Raw genomic sequence first — 16,495 nt, 5'->3', positions numbered from 1 at the left:
TATGAAGGTTGATATGGACGTCGGTCGGGTCATCAAGCAGCTTCGCAGCGCTGGCGCGCACGTGAAGATGTCCGATCTCACCATCCTCGTCGACGGCGAGCCCGTCGACTTCGAGTTCAAAACCACCGGGCGGCTACCGGAACGGGCCTGGCTCCAGAAGATCTACGCGGCGCACGAGTCACGCCGGGATCGCGCGCACCTCGTCGTCGTCGCGCCGCGCGCGACGGTGAATGCAATCGAATGGGCGCGAGCCAACCGCGACCTGACGCTCGTGCTCGACGATCGAGTTGTTCGTGATGGTGAGGTCCACATGCTCGAGGAGACGCCCGCTGCGCAGCCAGCCACGAGGGGCCCCCGTCCCTATGCGCGTTTCGCCGTGTGGCGGGCACTCCTCGCTGGCGCGCCCCACAATGAGCAGGCCCGGCTTGCCGAGCTCGCCGGCGCGTCGCAGGGCTCTGTGTCCAATGCTCTGCGGTTGTTGCCCGACGACGAGGACGCCGCGAAGCTGTTCGACGAGCTCGTGGCCGGCTACCCGGGCCCCGGAGGTCAGTCCTTCTATTGGTGGAGCGATCGCCCCGTGGACGAGCAGGCGAAGCAGCTCACCGCCCGCGGCGCGTTGCTGTCCGGAGACTTCGCCGCGGATGCGATCGCGCCGTGGCGAGTGTCCGAGCGTGTCGTCGGTTATGCGAAGGCGACGATCGACCTCGCTTCAGACGGCTACGTCCTGACAGACGACTCCGACTACACGACGCTCGTCACGATCCCGAGTGACCTGACTCTATGGTCGACGGCCGCGGCGTGGGGGAGGGAAGGCATCGTCGACCCGGTCATCGCGGCCTATGACGTGTTGCGTACGGCGACAACGGGCGACCAGGACGAAGCGGTCGACAAGCTCCGCGACTACGTCGTGCGCTGGTACGCGAAGCACGCCGATGCCTGACACGTACCTCGTCTCGCGCACCGCAGCCGACGACGCTGCGTTCCTAGCTCTCGCCGACCTGTCGCAGGTCCTCGACGGTGAAGAGGAGTCCGGCATCATCGGCGGTCAGATGGTATCGATGCTGTGCGCACGCTTCCCGAGCCCTGGCTCGGTCCTGCGTCGCACGGGAGACGCAGACGGCGGCATCCCGCGTGCGCTGGCCAGCACGAGCACCGCCCACGGCCGGCTGATGGCGCTCGGCTACGCGCCCACGAACAGCAATCGGTACGTACGGCCAGGCGCGGATGACACCACCCTCGCGGTGGATCTGCTCGTGCCCAACCTGGATACCCGACTGCGCCAGGAGACGCTCGGCGGCAGGACGTTCGACAGCATGCCTGGTCTCGGTGTCGCTCTGGCGCATCGGCTCTCGCTCGAGGTGTCGGTCACGCTCAGCAACGATGAGGAGCTGCTGTTCACGACCACGGTCCCGTCGGTCGAGGGTGCGATCATGCTCAAGGCGTACGCCTGGAAGAACCGTCGCGCGATGAAGGACGCGATCGACCTGCACAGCCTGTTTCGGATCGTCGAAGCGCACCCGACTGAGGACATCGGTGGCTGGCAGCTCGATGAAGCGCCGGCGCGGGGCGTGCGACGCGATGTCGGACAGATCCTGCATTCGCTCGCTGACGGATGGGAGGCGCAACCGCCGCCCAGGATCATGTTCGACTACCGCCAGGTGATCGCGAGCATCCGTACCCGCGTCGCACGGCCGCGCTGAGCCGGAACCCAGCCTGGTCCGTATCGGCGCCGGGGCACAGACGGCGAGGTTGGTCTCGATCGCTCAGGCGTTGATCCCGAACGCGCGCAGCAGCGGGACGCGGGGGATCATCCGTCGCGGGCCGAGCTGGATCGTGGGGATAGTCCCGCTCTCGATGCCGAGCTTGATCGTACGGTAGTCGACGCCGACGAGCTTGGCGGCATCCTTCATCGTCAGGGCGAGTGAGTTGCTTGAATTGTTCATGTCCTTCTCCTCGTGAGCAATGTGTGTCATCACTTGCCCACACCGTACTCCTCACGTGAGCAATCCGCGACATGTATTGCTCACCAGTCCGAAATCGTGTCAGGCTGATCCCATGAGTGGCGTCGAGGTCGAGGTGACCGACAGCGAGCGGATCGACGTCGGCGACGGCGTGAGCCTGCCCAAGGCGTGGAATGCCGTCGCCGTCGGCGAGCCCAACGTCGCCGGCGCCATCCACCTTCACGTCGTCTTCGACGAGCAGCTGCGACGCACCGCGGCGGCATCCGTCCGCCTCGATCGCGTGGGGGAGGGCGACGAGGTCACCGCGGCCGCGCTCCGAGACGTGCGCGTCCAGTACCTCGTCGCGCTTTCATCGATGCGCGTGGTCACCGTGACGCGCGAGGCGGGCAAGCCCGAGCGGTTAAATGACTACCTCAACGACGTCAGGTCGCGCACCGATCGCTCCTACGACGAAACCGTGCGCGAGGCGGTGACGCTCTACCGGATCGCGACGACCGTGAACCTGGCGCCCCTCAAGCTCGTCTCCGAGCAGCTCGGGGTGAGCGTGAGCACGGCCACGCGCATGATGGCTCGCGCCCGCGAAGCGGGCCTCGCGGTCGACCTGATCGCCCGTGAGACGTACAACCGGATGCGCGCGGACGAAGCGGCGCAGGCGGGTCCGCACGTCGGCCCGGACTCGCCCGCGGGCCCCTCGATCGGGCGCTGACGGCGAACTGACGCATCAAACTGCGTTTCTGCACATTGCTAAACAGCATCCTTCAACGCGAGCAATCTGCTCAAAATCGCGAAGTTATCCACAGGGTGAATTCGTTCGTGGCCGCATTCACTTTTGGCATACGCCTGAGCACCCCACCAGCACTGGTGATTCGTGGCCGCTTTTTGCCCGCATTTGGTTTGCCGTTGGCTGTTTTCAGACGTCGTATGATGTCGGAGGCATCAAGAAAATCCGCGTAATTCCGCGGATTTTGTCGATTGAGGTCGCTATGCAAAATGCTCAAAACGTGTTCGAATCCCTCCAGGGGTCTTGCTTCTGAATCACCACTCAACCGCCGACAGCGGGCCCCACTCTGCGGCCCCAACCGCCGCCTGCCGCGCCCGCTCCCACCCCGTGTACGCCCCGAAGTCCACGCCCGCGGCCACGCGCAGCTGCTCGGTCGAGTAGGCGTACATCGCCCATTTCTCCGTCGGAAAGGCCGAGGTCTCGAGCCGGTCGAGGTTCTGGCGCAGCAGGAATCCCTGCAGCCTGAGCTCGCCGTCGATGCGGTAGACGAACATCTTCCAGTACGCGGTCGGGATGCCGGCATCCCGGTACACGGGGTCTGCGTCAGTGAGCAGCGGCCCACCGAACACCGAGATCCGCTGCTCCGTCAGCCTCGCCTCGGCGAGCAGATCGTCTTCAAGCCGGCCCCACAGACCGCCGCGCGAGGCCTGGTTGAAGTCGTTCAGCTGCGGGGTGATGTTGGTGAAGTAGAACGAGTCGCGGTTGGCCTGCCCGGCGCCCGGTTCCCACGTCAGATCGGCGCGCCGTGCGACGTGCCCGCGGTCGAGGTCATTGTTGGCGTAGAGGTCGTTGACGAACTGCGCGCTCTCGGGAATCCGCGGATCCGGACGAAACGGGATGCCCGAGCGCGAGACGTCTTTCAGCGTCGCCCCGTCGATGTTCCAGGCGACCACGCGCGCAAGCCGGCGGCTACGACTCATCGACAGCGAGAAGTGCGTGTAGTCGAGCCATTCCGACCCGTCCACGCGCAGCGTGTCGGCGGCGGCCCACTCCGTCAGCGCGGGGAGCGGCGTCGCCGTGCCGAGGAAGTCGACGTCGAACCCGGTCGCGGCGACGGTGATATCAGGGCGCACTTCGCTCATGCCAGGACCCTACGCCTCACCACAGACGCGCGACCCAACGCTCGGTGAACGTCGGGCGGCACCTGCCGCAGACGCCGCGCCCGGCCCGGGGCAGGTCGCCGTCGACTACCATCGGCGACATGACAAACGGGATGCCCATCGAGGACGTGTCGATCGGCAGTGATGGCATCCGCCTCGGGCAGTTCCTGAAGTTCGCGGGCGTCTTCGACTCAGGTGGAGATGTGAAAGAAGCGATCATCGACGGACTCGTGACCGTCAACGGCGAGGTCGACCGCCGCCGCGGCCGCCAGCTGCAGGTCGGCGACGTCGTGGCGGCCGAAGGGCGCCGCGTGCGCGTGCGCCCCTAAACCGCTCGCAGAATCCGCCCGACCGTTCAACCGGCGGCCGCACCCACCAGGTGTTCGCGCGTGCCCTGCCACGGCTTGACCCACACCATCTGATCCGCAGTGAGCACCTCGCCGCACGCGCTGCAGATCTCACCCTGCGTGGTCTCGCTCCCGCACGCCTCGTGGATCATCGCCATGTGCGCGCCGCCGGGCGGCATCGCCGTGTGCTTCTCGCCCCAGACGGCCAGCTGCTGCAGGATCGGCAGGAGCTCGGCCGCGGCATCCGTCACCGCGTACTCGTGACGCGTGCGTGCACCGTCCCGATAAGGCACCCGCACGAGCAGGCCCGCCTCGACCATCGCACCCAGGCGACGGCTGAGGACGGCCTCAGATATCCCGAGATTCTCGCGCAGCGCGTCGAAGCGCCCGCGGCCGTGCAGCGCGTCGCGCACGATGAGCAGCACCCACGGATCGCCGAGAACATCGAGCGCGCGCCGGATCGGGCAGAACTCGGTCGACCAGTCGGACCTCAAAGCCATCGTCAGACCTTTCAGTGGCGGAAGTCGTGGTGCGTCATGTAACTTCGCTGAAGAAAGTCTAACGAGGAGTCCGAGTGAGCACCAGCACTGTGCGCCGCATCCACCCGGCGTGGTGGGTCGCCGCCGTCGCGTTCCTTGCGCTCCTGGCGGCGGCAGGGTTCCGCGCCGCGCCCGGCGCGCTCATGGTGCCGCTGAACGTCGAGTTCGGCTGGTCGACGACATCGATGTCGCTCGCCGTCAGTGTCAACCTGCTGCTCTACGGTCTCACTGCCCCGTTCGCCGCCGCGCTCATGGATCGGTTCGGCATCCGCCACGTCGTCGCCACGGCGCTCGCGCTGGTCGCGCTCGGCGCCGGCGGCAGCGTGCTCGTCACCCAGTCGTGGCAGCTCGTCGTGTTCTGGGGCGTGCTCATCGGGCTCGGCACCGGATCGATGGCCCTCGTGTTCGCGGCCACGATCGCCGACCGCTGGTTCGTCGCGCGGCGAGGTCTTGTCATGGGCATCCTCACCGCAGGCTCGGCGACGGGGCAACTGCTGTTCCTGCCGATCGTCGCCGACCTCGCCGAGAGCGCCGGCTGACGCGTGGCGTCGCTGCTGATCGCGGCCGTCGCGCTCGCCGCCGTACCGATCGTCGCCGTCGTCCTCCGCGACGATCCCGCCGACCGCGGCGTGCTGCCCTATGGCGCGGATGCCGCGACGCACACACCCCGCGCACGCGCGACCGGAAACGCCGCGCGTCGCGCGCTCAGTGGACTCGCGCAGGCGGCGAAGACGCGCTCGTTCTGGGCGCTGGCGATTGCGTTCGCGATCTGCGGCGCCACGACGAACGGCCTCGTGGGCATCCACTTCATCCCCTCCGCGCACGATCACGGCATGGCGACGACGACGGCCGCCGGCCTGCTCGCCGTCGTCGGCGTCTTCGACATCCTCGGCACCGTCGCCTCGGGCTGGCTCACCGATGTCTTCGACCCGCGCGTGCTACTCGTCGCCTACTACGCGTTCCGCGGCGTCGGCCTGGTCATGCTGCCGGTGCTGCTGTCGGACGCCGTCCACCCCAGCATGGTGCTGTTCATCGTCATCTACGGCCTCGACTGGGTCGCCACCGTGCCGCCGACCGCCGCCCTGTGCCGCGAGATCTTCGGCGAGAACGGCACGATCGTGTTCGGCTGGGTGTTCGCCGCGCACCAGATCGGCGCCGCCGCGGCGGCGCTCGGTGCCGGCGTCATCCGCGACGTGTTCGGCACCTACACCTACGCGTGGTGGGGTGGAGCGGCCCTTTGTGGTGTGGCGGCGGTGCTGTCGATCGTCGTACGGCGGCGGCCGGCGGTGCCGGTGGAGGCTGTCACCGCTCGGTGAGGCGGCCCCCGCTGCACACGACCAGCGCGCCCGGGTCGCGCGACGCCCGAACGTCAGCCGGGCGATGTCTGCGGCGTCTGTCATCATCGAGACTGTGGCCCGCCGCGCATCCCGCCTCCCGCTGATCGTGGCGACCCTTGCCGGGCTCGCGGTCACCGCGGCGGTCGCGTTCGCCGCGATCACGGTCATCCCGCAGATCATCCGCGCCTCGTCGACAGAGATCGCCGCAACGGACACGACGATCGCGCTGCGCGGCGACGGCGTCACGGCGACGGTGCCGGTGGATGCCGGCTGGTCGTACGTCTCCGACTCCGCCGGTGACGTGCACACGACGCTCACGAGCCCCGACGGTTCCTTCGAACTGGACCTCACCGCCGCGCACGGCGTCGACCCCGAGCAGGCCGCGCGTGACCTCGTCGATGGCACCGTCGCGCCGTTCGACCGCGAGCCGATCGGCGCGGCGACCGTCGTGCACGCGCGCGTCGTCGGCGAGGATGCCATCGTCGGTGCCGTCGTGGACGGCGCCGCCGCCGTCGTGTTCCTCGCCCGGCCGGGCACCGCCTACGAGGCTGAACTCGCTCTGCTGCTCTCGCGCATCGAGGTCGCGCCGTGAACAGGCGAGGGCTGCGACCGGTCGCGGCGATGATCGCCGTGGCGGCGCTTGCCACCGGCATCCTGACCGCCTGCGCCGCCGAGGCGCCGCGCACGGAGTGGACGCCCGCCGCGTGGAGTGTCGTCGGCCAGGTGACGACGGATGCCCCGACCGCCGCTGCCACGGCCGACACCGTCGCGATGCGCCTGCGCAACGACGACGTCGGCATCGACGCGCGCTGGGCGATGCTGCCCGGCGACCAACCGATCAACGCCGCGATCGAGCAGGTGGTGCGCGGCGCCGTCGCGACGCAGGCGACGACCACCGGCACGAGCTACCGGCCGGCCGTCTTCGACGCCGGTGCGGGGCTGGGGGAGCGGGGCTGCGCTACCGGTGCGGCGACGGCCGTGGCATCCAGCGTTCTCGGCGATCGCACGGGCAGCGTCGTCGTGTGCGAGATCACGGTGGCGCGCGGAACGGTGTTCGGTGAGATTCTGCGCACCGTCACGGGCGCGGCCGGGGAGGTCACCTCCGACACCACGCAGGCCTTCTACACCGACCTCGCCACCGGCGCGGTCGGGTCTGCGGCGGATCTGTTCGAAGGCCCCGCGGCCGTGTGGGTCGCGACCGTCGACGCGCTGCGCCGCGACTTCGGCAGCCTGTCGCTCGCCGACGTGCAGCCGCCCGGCGACGCGCAGCTCGCCGCGTTCACGCAGAGCCTCGCCTCCGCACGGTTCGCGGGTGGGGACGTCGCCGTTCCCGTTGCTGCCGACCTGCACGCGCCCGAGCTGGACGGACTCGTGCGCTGGAACGCCCGCGGCGCGCAGCGGCCGCTGTTCGTCACGTTCACCCTCGACGAGATCAGCGGCGCGCTCAGCGATCTGGGGCGAGCCGTCGCCGTGGCATCCGGCCCCTATTCGGGCCCCGTCAGCGCCGGTGCCGGGTTCGAGCGGATGCCGTGCGACCTCGTTCCGTGCATGGCGATGACCCTCGACGACGGCCCGTCGACGCTGACTCCGACCTTCCTCGACGTGCTGCGCGACCAGCACTCCGCGGCGACCTTCTTCATGCTCGGCAAGAACGCCTCGCGGCATGCCGACACCGTCGCGCGCGTCGCCGCCGAAGGTCACGAGGTCGCCAACCACACGTGGGACCACCCGTACCTGACAGACCTGACGGATGCCCAGGTGCAGGCCCAGCTCGGCGACACACGCGAACTGCTGCAGCGACTGTCGGGGCAGCCCGTCGACATCTTCCGCCCGCCCGGCGGGTACGTCGACGACCACGTCGTCGAACTCGCGGGGCAGCCCGCGATCCTGTGGAGCGTCGACACGCGTGACTGGGAGGGGCCCGAAGCCGCCGCCCTGGCGCGCTACGCGATCGACCGGCCCAAGCCGAGCACGATCATGCTGATGCACGACATCCAGCCCGTGACCGAGAGCGTCTTCGCTCAGGTCGTCGCGAGCCTGCGCGACCGCGGGTTCCAGCTCGTCACCATCGACGCGCTGTTCGGCGGATCAGTGCCCAGCGGCATCGTGCGGCACGGGCCGCTCGGCTGACGCGCGCCACCGGCCGCGGCGGGCGAAGCGCGGCGCTGGCTCAGTGGGCCGCGTCGTATGCCTCGAGCACGGCGGCGGGGATCCGCCCGCGCTCAGAGACCGTGTACCCGTTCTGGGCCGCCCACTCGCGCACCGGCGCGTAGTCGCGCTGGCCGGCGCGCTTCTGCCGACGCGTGGAGCTTCCGGCGGTGCCGCGGGGGCTGCCGGCCGACACGCCGCGTGTGCCCGCGCCCCGCGCCGACACCGAGCGCCCCGCCGCGATGAAAGGCGCGAGCGCCTCGCGCAGCGCCGCGGCGTTGTCGTCGGTGAGGTCGATCTCGTAGGCGGTGCCGTCGAGAGAGAACAGGACGGTCTCGCCAGATCCAACCTCCAGGACGGTGCCGTCCAGGTCGTCGACGAGCTGATGCACGATTCTGCGGGCCATGGGGCGAGCCTAGTGGGATGCCGCACCGCGCGGCATCGGCAGGTGGCAGTCGCGGCGGTCTCAGCGCGGGGGAGCCAGCCACGATTACCAGCCGAAGCACGAGCCGGCAGCAGCCTCGTCAGGGCAGCAGGCCCGCGCGGCGGGCCTTCGCGACGGCGGCGTGGCGGGTGCCGGCATCCAGCTTCGCCATCGCCGACTGCAGATACGACTTCACCGTGCCTTCGCGAAGGCTCAGCGTCGCGGCGATCTCGGCGTTGGTGTGCCCGAGTGCGGCGCACGCGAGCACGTCGGTCTCGCGCGGCGAGAGCTTCACGTCGAGCGGATCCTGCGCCGCTCCGTCGTTCGACAGCGTCGCGAGGCGCCGCTCGATCTCGGCGAGGCGAGCGCGGATGCCGGCGTCGGCGACCTCCGCGCCGATCCGGCGAAGCTCCGCGTAGCTCTCGCGCAGCTGCTCGCGCGCCGGCGCGTCGAGACCCAGCAGTGCGGGAGCGGGTGCCGTGAGTGAGAGGCGACGGGAGACCTCCTCGCGCACGCGCAACTCGGTCGCCAGGTCGGATGCCACCCGCAGCGCCGTCCGCGCGATCGACTCGCCGAACGGCGACGCCGCCCACGACCCGCAGTAGAGGACGCCGCGCGCCCGCCCCGACACCATCACCGGAACGGCGAACAGCGTCGAGATGCCCTCGCCGAGCACAGCACGGTCGTAATCGTGCGTGATGTTGCGCGACGAACGGTAGTCGAGCGCGAGCCGCGGACGGCGTTCGACGAGCGCGCGCCCTCCGAGGCCTCGCGACGCGTGGACCACGAGTCCGGACAGGTGCGGCGTGCGATTGCCGACGACCGCGGTGACCTCGACGGCGTGCGATCTCTCGAACCCGCCGAATGCGACGGGCAGTCCGGTTCGCGTCACGAGGTCGCCGACCGCGTTCGCGAGCAGATCGTCCTCGGACGCGAGGGATCCGACTGCCTTCACCGCTACCTACTTCCGGGGGTGACAGCTTCGTCACTCGTTTTCGTAGCGTCGACGATACCACGCGGCCCGTCGACGTCGACCGGTCGTGGTGCACCGTCGCACCCCCGCATCTGGCAAGGAGGCCACATGTCCGTCACACCCCGCGACGCCGCCCCGACGGGCGGCATCGACTACGTCGCCGAGGAGGAGTCCGCGCGCTACGTCGAGCTGAAACGCCGCCATCGCAGCTTCGTCTGGCCGCTGACCATCGCCTTCCTCGTCTGGTACTTCGCCTACGTGCTGCTCTCGTCGTTCGCGACCGAGTTCATGGCGACCAAGGTCTGGGGCGACATCACGATCGGCCTGCTGCTGGGGCTCGGCCAGTTCGTGACGACCTTCGCGATCACGATGGGCTACGTCTCGTACGCGAACCGCAGGCTCGATCCGCTCACCGCGGAGATCCGTGAAGACCTCGAGCGCCAGGAGGCCGCGCTGTGATCCTCCGCCATGCTCAGGACGTCGTCGCCGCAGCGCCCGCCGCGGCCGCTGAGAACAACCCGGTTCTCAACATCTCGATCTTCGGCGCGTTCGTCGCGGTGACACTGTTCATCGTCATCCGCGCGAGCCGCAACAACAAGACGGCGGCGGACTACTACGCCGCCGGCCGCTCGTTCACGGGGCCTCAGAACGGCTTCGCGATCGCCGGAGATTACCTGTCGGCGGCATCCTTCCTCGGAATCGTCGGCGCGATCGCGATCAACGGCTACGACGGGTTCCTCTACTCCATCGGCTTCCTCGTCGCCTGGCTCGTCGCCCTGCTGCTCGTCGCCGAGCTCATGCGCAACACCGGCAAGTTCACGATGGCCGACGTGCTGTCGTTCCGTCTCAAGCAGGGCCCGGTGCGGATGGCGGCCGCCATCACGACCCTCGCCGTCTGCTTCTTCTACCTGCTCGCGCAGATGGCCGGCGCCGGCGGGCTCGTGTCGCTGCTGCTGGGCATCCACGAGCAGATCGGACAGTCGATCGTCGTCGCCGTCGTGGGCGTGCTGATGATCGTCTACGTGCTCATCGGCGGTATGAAGGGCACGACCTGGGTGCAGATCGTCAAGGCGTTCCTGCTGATCGGCGGGGCGATCGTCATGACGATCTGGGTGCTCGCGATCAACGGCTTCAACTTCAACACGCTGCTCGAGTCGGCCGTCGCCGCGTCGACGACCGACCCGAAGGATGCCATCCTCGGACCCGGCCTGCAGTACGGCAAGAACCCGTGGGACTTCATCTCCCTCGCGATCGCGCTCGTGCTCGGCACAGCGGGTCTGCCGCACGTGCTGATGCGCTTCTACACGGTGCCCACGGCGAAGGAGGCGCGCCGGTCGGTCGTCTGGGCGATCTGGCTGATCGGCCTGTTCTACCTGCTGACCCTCGTGCTCGGCTACGGCGCCGGTGCGCTCGTCGGTTCGGACACCATCAAGGCCGCCCCCGGCGGCGTCAACTCGGCCGCGCCCCTGCTTGCGCAGGCGCTCGGCGGTCCGCTGCTGCTCGGGTTCATCTCGGCGGTCGCCTTCGCAACGATCCTCGCGGTCGTCGCCGGCCTCACGATCACGGCCGCGGCCTCGTTCGCGCACGACATCTACGCGAACGTCGTGAAGAAGGGCAACGTCCCGCCGGACGGTGAGGTCAAGGTCGCGCGCCGGACGGTGATCGTCATCGGCATCCTCGCGATCCTCGGTGGCATCGGCGTGCAGGGCCAGAACGTCGCGTTCCTGGTGGCGCTGGCCTTCGCGGTGGCTGCTTCGGCGAATCTGCCGACGATCCTGTACTCGCTGTTCTGGCGCAAGTTCACGACCCGCGGTGCGGTCTGGAGCATGTACGGGGGTCTCGCTGCGGCGATCATCCTGATCGTTCTGTCTCCGGTGTTCTGGGGCACCGAGACGAGCGTGTTCAAGAACGTCGGCACCGCGATCTGGCCGCTGAACAACCCCGGCATCGTGTCGATCCCGCTCGGGTTCTTCCTCGGCTGGCTCGGCTCGGTCACATCGCGCAAGGCGGAAGACCCGCGCAAGGCCGCCGAGATGGAGGTACGGTCGCTCACCGGCTACGGAGCGGAGAAGGCCGTCGAGCACTGACCGCTTGCGGGCCTCGCGCCGGGGGACGCGAGACCCGCTCTGCACACCGAGACCCCGCGGTTGCCCGCGGGGTCTCGGCATCTTCGGGCGGTCTCGGTGCCGCTCGAGGGTCCGTGGCCGGCCTACACGGCCTCGGATGCCTGCGCGGTGCCGGCTTGCGCGGCGGCGGCGACCTGCGCGACGGCTACCCGAGCGGCGGGCGCGGCGCCGGCGACCCCGGCCTCCAGGTCGAGGAGGAACCGCTTGTGCTCCGGGTGGCCGCCGTACTCGCCGAGCGAGCCGTCGGCGCGGACGACCCGGTGCGCGGGCACGACGATCGAGATCGGCGTGCGAGCGCAGGCCGATCCGGCCGCGCGGTGCGCTCCGGGCGAGCCCGCCATGATCGCGACCTCGCCGTATGACGCGGTCTCACCGTAGGGGATCCCGCAGATCGCGTCGAGCGCGCGGCGGACGAACCCGTCCGTGCCGCGCAGGTCAAGCGGCAGGTCGAAGTCGCGGCGCGCGCCGTCGAAGTACTCGTCGAGCTGCGTGGTCACGGAGGCTGTCGCCGTGGCATCCGGTTCGAGCACCGCGCGCAGCGCGGCCGACGCGGCAGCCACCGCCGCATCGACCGCGCCGAGGCGCACCTCGAGCACATGCAGCCCGGCCAGGCCCTCGTCGGTCACGACGACGAGGACCTCGCCCAGCGGAGTCGGGTGCACCGCGAAGGCGGCCGGGGCGTGTGCGGAGGTGGTCATGCGTCCCATGATGGCGCCCCGTGTGGCGGCGCGGCGGCGCAGACGGCGGATCTGTGCACAGTCTGCCGAATCGGTCGATTGTGGAGGAAAAGATGCGAAACCCGCCGCCGTGACGGCCCGCGGCGGCAACGGGCGCCTAGGGTGTCGTGTGTGTGGCGAGGAGACGGTGGCGCTGTGCGAGGCGTGAGCGACGCCGAGCACGAGATCTCGGTGACCCCTGCGGACCTCGATCTGGCCGAACCGGGAGTCGTCGTGGCGCACATCGCGCAGTCCGAGCGGGCGCGTCTGCGCGAAGAGGCTGCGCAGCTGGGCGGCCGCTCGACGCTGCTGCATTACACGGATGCCGGTGACGCGGGCATCGACATCACGAAGGCCCACCCGGGCAGCCTGCCGCAGTTCATCACGGGCCGCTCGACGCTGCTGTCGAACCTCTTCCGCGACGAAGTCGCGCTGCGCACCGCGCGCCTCGCCGCCGAGCGGATCGCGGCGAAGGACGTCGAACTGCGCACCGCGCGAGGCCTCGACACGGTGCATCTGGCCGTCGCGATCGCCGCGTGGCGCATCGGCGGCGTGTCGTACGCGGCACCCGTGCTGCTGCGGCCGCTTGCAATCCGCCGCCACCACCTCGACTTCGACCTCAAGCTGCACGGGTCGTTCACGATCAACCCCGAACTCGTCGAAGCTGCGCGCACCCATTTCGGCATCGCGCTGGACGGTCGGGCGCTTGCCGCGCTCGCCTACGACGACGGCGTCTTCAAGCCGCAGCCGGTCATCGACCATCTGCGCGCGCTGACGGCCCACATCGACACGTTCACGGTGCTGCCGCGCCTCGTCGTCTCGACGTTCGCCGACGTCGCGTCGCACATGACGCGCGACTCGGCCGACCTCGACCACCCCGTGCTCAACGCGCTCGCCGGCCACGCCGCCGACCGCGAAGAGCTGGGGATCGTCCACCCGCTGCCGACACTCATCGGCGCCGACGAACGCCCGCCGGCATCCGATCGCCTGTTGCTGGATGCCGATGCCGAGCAGGAGGCCGTGCTCGCGCGGATCCTCGCGGGGCAGTCGCTGACGGTGCAGACTCTGCCGGGCACGGGTGGCACGCAGACCGTCATCAACGCGGTCGGCGAACTCGTCCGCGCCGGCAAGCGCGTGCTCGTCGTCAGCGCGCGCCGCTCGACGCTCGAGGGTGTCCGCCACCGCCTCGGCGGCATCGGACTGCCCGCGCTCGCCGTCTCGCCGACGCAGCTGCACCGCGACCTCATCCGCGCGATCGGCCGCAACGAGAAAGCCGAGCAGCCCAAGGTCGCCGACGTCGACGATGCCCTCGTGCGGCTGCGCACGGTGCTGCGCGACTATCGCGAAGCGCTCACCGGCCGCCACGCCCAGCTCGGCATCTCGCCGCTCGAGGCGCTGCGTACGCTCACCACGATCACGGGGCAGACGCCGCAGCCCGCCGCGCAGACGCGCTTCGACATGCGCACGCTGCAGTCGCTCGGCACGCGCCGCGCCGAGGCCGCCCAGGCCCTCTCGACGGCGGCCCGACTGGGCGAGTTCCGCTTCGGGCCGGATGACTCGCCCTGGTACGCCGTCGCGTTCGACACGACCGCGCAGGCCCGCGACGCGCACGCGCTCGCGGGGCGCCTGCACCGCACCGACGTGCCGGGCATCCTCGAGCGCGGCTACGCACTGATCGCGCAGACGCGCATGCGGCCGTTCACGACGGTCGCTGAGCTCGGCACGGCGATCCAGCTGCTGCAGGGCATCCGCGCGTCGCTCGACAAGTTCAGCCTGACGGTGTTCGAACGCCCGCTCGGCGAACTCATCGACGCGCACGCGGCCCGCCGCGACGCCCCGGAGATGTCGGGAGCGCAGCGTCGTCGCCTCAAGCACCTCTCGCGCGAATACGTGCGCCCCGGCATGCACGTGACCGACATGCACGAAGCGCTCGTGCGCGTGCAGGCCCAGCGCACGCAGTGGCAGGCGCTCGTCGAGCCCGGCGTCATGCCCGAGGTGCCGATCGGGCTGGACGACGTCGCCGCCGCCTGGCAGCGCGTGGGCGCCGACCTCACGGCGCTCGACACGGCCCTCGGCCGCACACGGCCGCTGTCATCGCTGCCGATCCCGCTGCTGCTGCGCACGCTCGCGGGGCTCGCGGCCGAATCCGAGGTCTTCGACAACCTCGTCGAGCGCGCGACGCTGCGCGGTCAGCTCGCCGAGATGGGGCTGGACACCCTGCTCACCGAGCTGTCGGTGCGGCACGTGCCGGAAGACCAGGTCGCAGCCGAGTTCGAGTTCGCCTGGTGGCAGTCCGCCCTCGAGGCGATGCTGCGCACCGATCGCGCGCTGCTGGGCGCCAACACCTCGATCGTCGACCGGCTGGAGCGTGACTTCCGTCTGGTCGACGAGGCCCACGCCGGGTCGGCCGGCCCGCTGCTGGCCGCCGAGCTCGCGACGAAGTGGAAGATCGCCGTCGTCGACGAAGCGCACGAGGCATCCGCCCTCAAGCACGCGCTGCGGTCGGGGGCGACGACGCCGACCGAGCTCATCGGCGCCGCGCCGGCGCTCGTGCGCACCCTCGCCCCCGTATGGCTCGCCTCGCCGTACGAGGTGCCCACGATCCCCGCCGATTCGCCGTTCGATGTCGTCGTGATCGCGGATGCCGCGGCGCTGTGCCTCGCCGAGGCGGCGCCCGCCCTGCGCCGTGCGCGCCAGGTCGTCGTGTTCGGCGACCCCGTGACGCAGAAGCCGACGCCGTTCCGCGTCGGAGCGGGTGACGCGCAGCCCGACGATGAGACCGATGTCGACTTCGACGACGTGAGCGTGTTCGAGCGTCTCGCCGAGGTCATTCCGAGCGAGACGCTCACCCACAGCTACCGGGCGGGCGGCGAAGACCTCGCCGAGCTCGTCAACTCGGCCTTCTACGGTGGCCGGCTCTCGACGCTGCCCTGGGCGGGGTCCTACCTCGGCCGCGGCAGCCTCAGCGTCGACTACGTCGAAGGCGGCCACGGCACACCCGACCCCGTCACAGGCGCGGTGGAGAGCCCGGATGCCGAGGTGTCGCGCGTCGTGACGCTCGTCGTCGAGCACGCCGTCAACCGCCCCACCGAGACGCTGATGGTCGTCACGGCATCCACTCGGCACGCCGAGCGGGTGCGTGCCGCCGTCGCCGCCGCCTTCTCGGGGCGCACCGACGTCGCCGACTTCGTCGGACGCGACACAGCCGAGCCATTCGCCGTGCTGGGCCTGGAGGAGTCGGTCGCCGAGAGCCGCGACCGCGTCATCTTCTCGCTCGGATTCGGACTCACCAAGCACGGCCGCGTGCTGAGCGACTTCGGCGACCTGTCCGGTGAAGACGGCGAACGCCTGCTCACCGTCGGCATGACGCGCGCCCGCCGGTCGATGGTCATCGTCTCGTCGATCCGCCCGTCGGCGTTCGACGAGGGCCGCCTGACGACGGGCGCCGCGAACCTCATGTCGATCCTCGGCGGCATCGCCGCGCGCAGCCGCGAGGCCCGACTCGAAGACCTCGCCGACCCGCTCACGCTGAACCTCGCGCGCCACCTGCGCGCCCGCGGCGTGTCGGTCGACGTCGACTACCGCGGCCAGCTGCCGCTGGTCGCGCAATACCAGGGCAAGGCGATCGTGGCCGAGAGCGACTCGGATGCCGCCGGCGACACGCTGCGCGAAACCCTGCGCCTGCGTCCGCAGGTCTTGCGCCGCCTGGGGTGGCACTACGTGCGCGTGCACGCGTTCGATCTGTACAGCGACCCGGCAGGAGTCGCCGAGCGCATCGCCGTCATCCTCGGCGTGCCGCCCGAGACGCCGACCTCGCACGAGCAGACCGAGCCGCTCGATGTCCGGTGACCCGGGCGACGCTGACGCTCGTCAGCACGTCGTGCGGGTCCGTGGTGCGCGTCGCGCGAAGCTGACGCCGGCGCCCGGCACCGATCCCGATCCGGAACTTCCTGCCGAGACGACGGATGCCCCCGCCGTAGAGGCGGGGGCATCCGGTCCGAACGATGAGCGCATGCGGCGGGACGTTCCGCCGCACTACTAGC

At 70.2% G+C, this 16,495-nt stretch carries 16 protein-coding genes and 1 pseudogene; 11 read left to right on the top strand and 6 right to left on the bottom strand.

The annotated features are described in order from the left end of the window. Positions 1 to 13: 13 nt before the first annotated feature. Both BGO46_RS02655 and BGO46_RS02650 read left to right on the top strand, forming a co-directional pair. Positions 14 to 940: a hypothetical protein gene (locus tag BGO46_RS02655; RefSeq protein WP_292675908.1), complete on the top strand. Its 927-nt coding sequence runs from the start codon at positions 14 to 16 to the stop codon at positions 938 to 940. Next, positions 933 to 1,700 carry a hypothetical protein gene (locus BGO46_RS02650; RefSeq protein ID WP_292675911.1) on the top strand — a complete coding sequence of 256 codons (768 nt, stop codon included), beginning with the start codon at positions 933 to 935 and terminating at the stop codon, positions 1,698 to 1,700. Before BGO46_RS02655 ends, BGO46_RS02650 begins: the two co-directional genes overlap by 8 nt. A gap of 63 nt (positions 1,701 to 1,763) precedes the next feature. On the opposite strand, the gene BGO46_RS02645 is transcribed toward BGO46_RS02650, so the two are convergent. Further along, positions 1,764 to 1,943, bottom strand: a complete 180-nt coding sequence (locus tag BGO46_RS02645; protein WP_292675914.1) for a helix-turn-helix domain-containing protein — start codon at positions 1,941 to 1,943, stop codon at positions 1,764 to 1,766. A 112-nt stretch (positions 1,944 to 2,055) separates the two neighbouring features. Here BGO46_RS02645 and BGO46_RS02640 point away from each other — a divergent pair, with 112 nt between their 5' ends. Then, entirely contained in the window at positions 2,056 to 2,667 is a 612-nt protein-coding gene (locus tag BGO46_RS02640; protein WP_292675917.1) for a hypothetical protein, read from the top strand. A gap of 329 nt (positions 2,668 to 2,996) precedes the next feature. Here BGO46_RS02640 and BGO46_RS02635 read toward each other — a convergent pair whose 3' ends face one another. After that, positions 2,997 to 3,824 carry a DNA/RNA non-specific endonuclease gene (locus tag BGO46_RS02635; RefSeq protein WP_292675920.1) on the bottom strand — a complete coding sequence of 276 codons (828 nt, stop codon included), beginning with the start codon at positions 3,822 to 3,824 and terminating at the stop codon, positions 2,997 to 2,999. 119 nt (positions 3,825 to 3,943) lie between these two features. Here BGO46_RS02635 and BGO46_RS02630 point away from each other — a divergent pair, with 119 nt between their 5' ends. After that, a complete protein-coding gene (locus BGO46_RS02630; protein ID WP_292675923.1) occupies positions 3,944 to 4,171 on the top strand; it encodes an RNA-binding S4 domain-containing protein in 228 nt (75 codons plus the stop codon). Between the two features lie 26 nt (positions 4,172 to 4,197). On the opposite strand, the gene BGO46_RS02625 is transcribed toward BGO46_RS02630, so the two are convergent. After that, entirely contained in the window at positions 4,198 to 4,689 is a 492-nt protein-coding gene (locus BGO46_RS02625; RefSeq protein WP_292675925.1) for a helix-turn-helix domain-containing protein, read from the bottom strand. A gap of 74 nt (positions 4,690 to 4,763) precedes the next feature. Between BGO46_RS02625 and BGO46_RS02620 the strand changes: the two are divergent. The 3 genes and pseudogenes from BGO46_RS02620 (at position 4,764) to BGO46_RS02610 (ending at position 8,195) form a co-directional block, all read left to right on the top strand. Further along, positions 4,764 to 6,044, top strand: a pseudogene (locus tag BGO46_RS02620) (MFS transporter). A gap of 64 nt (positions 6,045 to 6,108) precedes the next feature. Beyond that, entirely contained in the window at positions 6,109 to 6,657 is a 549-nt protein-coding gene (locus tag BGO46_RS02615; protein ID WP_292675929.1) for a hypothetical protein, read from the top strand. Positions 6,658 to 6,695: 38 nt separating this feature from the next. Then, positions 6,696 to 8,195 carry a polysaccharide deacetylase family protein gene (locus tag BGO46_RS02610; protein ID WP_292675932.1) on the top strand — a complete coding sequence of 500 codons (1,500 nt, stop codon included), beginning with the start codon at positions 6,696 to 6,698 and terminating at the stop codon, positions 8,193 to 8,195. 40 nt (positions 8,196 to 8,235) lie between these two features. On the opposite strand, the gene BGO46_RS02605 is transcribed toward BGO46_RS02610, so the two are convergent. Together BGO46_RS02605 and BGO46_RS02600 are read right to left on the bottom strand one after the other, a co-directional pair. After that, positions 8,236 to 8,619, bottom strand: coding sequence for an Lsr2 family protein (locus BGO46_RS02605; RefSeq protein ID WP_292675935.1), 384 nt, complete (start codon positions 8,617 to 8,619; stop codon positions 8,236 to 8,238). Between the two features lie 118 nt (positions 8,620 to 8,737). Further along, a complete protein-coding gene (locus tag BGO46_RS02600) occupies positions 8,738 to 9,592 on the bottom strand; it encodes a LuxR C-terminal-related transcriptional regulator (protein ID WP_292675938.1) in 855 nt (284 codons plus the stop codon). 126 nt (positions 9,593 to 9,718) lie between these two features. Between BGO46_RS02600 and BGO46_RS02595 the strand changes: the two genes are divergently transcribed. Together BGO46_RS02595 and BGO46_RS02590 are read left to right on the top strand one after the other, a co-directional pair. After that, the gene (locus BGO46_RS02595; protein WP_292675941.1) at positions 9,719 to 10,069 is read left to right on the top strand and encodes a DUF485 domain-containing protein; all 351 of its coding nucleotides are present in this window, start codon (positions 9,719 to 9,721) and stop codon (positions 10,067 to 10,069) included. After that, positions 10,066 to 11,697, top strand: coding sequence for a sodium/solute symporter (locus tag BGO46_RS02590; RefSeq protein WP_292675943.1), 1,632 nt, complete (start codon positions 10,066 to 10,068; stop codon positions 11,695 to 11,697). The genes BGO46_RS02595 and BGO46_RS02590 overlap by 4 nt, the downstream gene beginning before the upstream one ends. 122 nt (positions 11,698 to 11,819) lie before the next feature. Here BGO46_RS02590 and BGO46_RS02585 read toward each other — a convergent pair whose 3' ends face one another. Next, on the bottom strand, positions 11,820 to 12,434 hold the full coding sequence (locus tag BGO46_RS02585; protein ID WP_292675946.1) for a methylated-DNA--[protein]-cysteine S-methyltransferase: 615 nt from the start codon (positions 12,432 to 12,434) through the stop codon (positions 11,820 to 11,822). Positions 12,435 to 12,617: 183 nt separating this feature from the next. On the opposite strand from BGO46_RS02585, the gene BGO46_RS02580 reads away from it, so the two are divergent. Together BGO46_RS02580 and BGO46_RS02575 are read left to right on the top strand one after the other, a co-directional pair. Then, the gene (locus BGO46_RS02580) at positions 12,618 to 16,301 is read left to right on the top strand and encodes an AAA family ATPase (RefSeq protein ID WP_292676031.1); all 3,684 of its coding nucleotides are present in this window, start codon (positions 12,618 to 12,620) and stop codon (positions 16,299 to 16,301) included. Continuing rightward, positions 16,291 to 16,494, top strand: coding sequence for a hypothetical protein (locus tag BGO46_RS02575; protein ID WP_292675948.1), 204 nt, complete (start codon positions 16,291 to 16,293; stop codon positions 16,492 to 16,494). Before BGO46_RS02580 ends, BGO46_RS02575 begins: the two co-directional genes overlap by 11 nt. Position 16,495 lies beyond the last annotated feature (1 nt).

It is taken from the genome of Microbacterium sp. 70-16 (genome assembly GCF_001898315.1).
GTDB lineage: Bacteria > Actinomycetota > Actinomycetes > Actinomycetales > Microbacteriaceae > Microbacterium.
The sequence above is the reverse complement of the archived record's forward strand: the minus strand, read 5'-3'. Positions and strand labels throughout refer to the sequence as shown.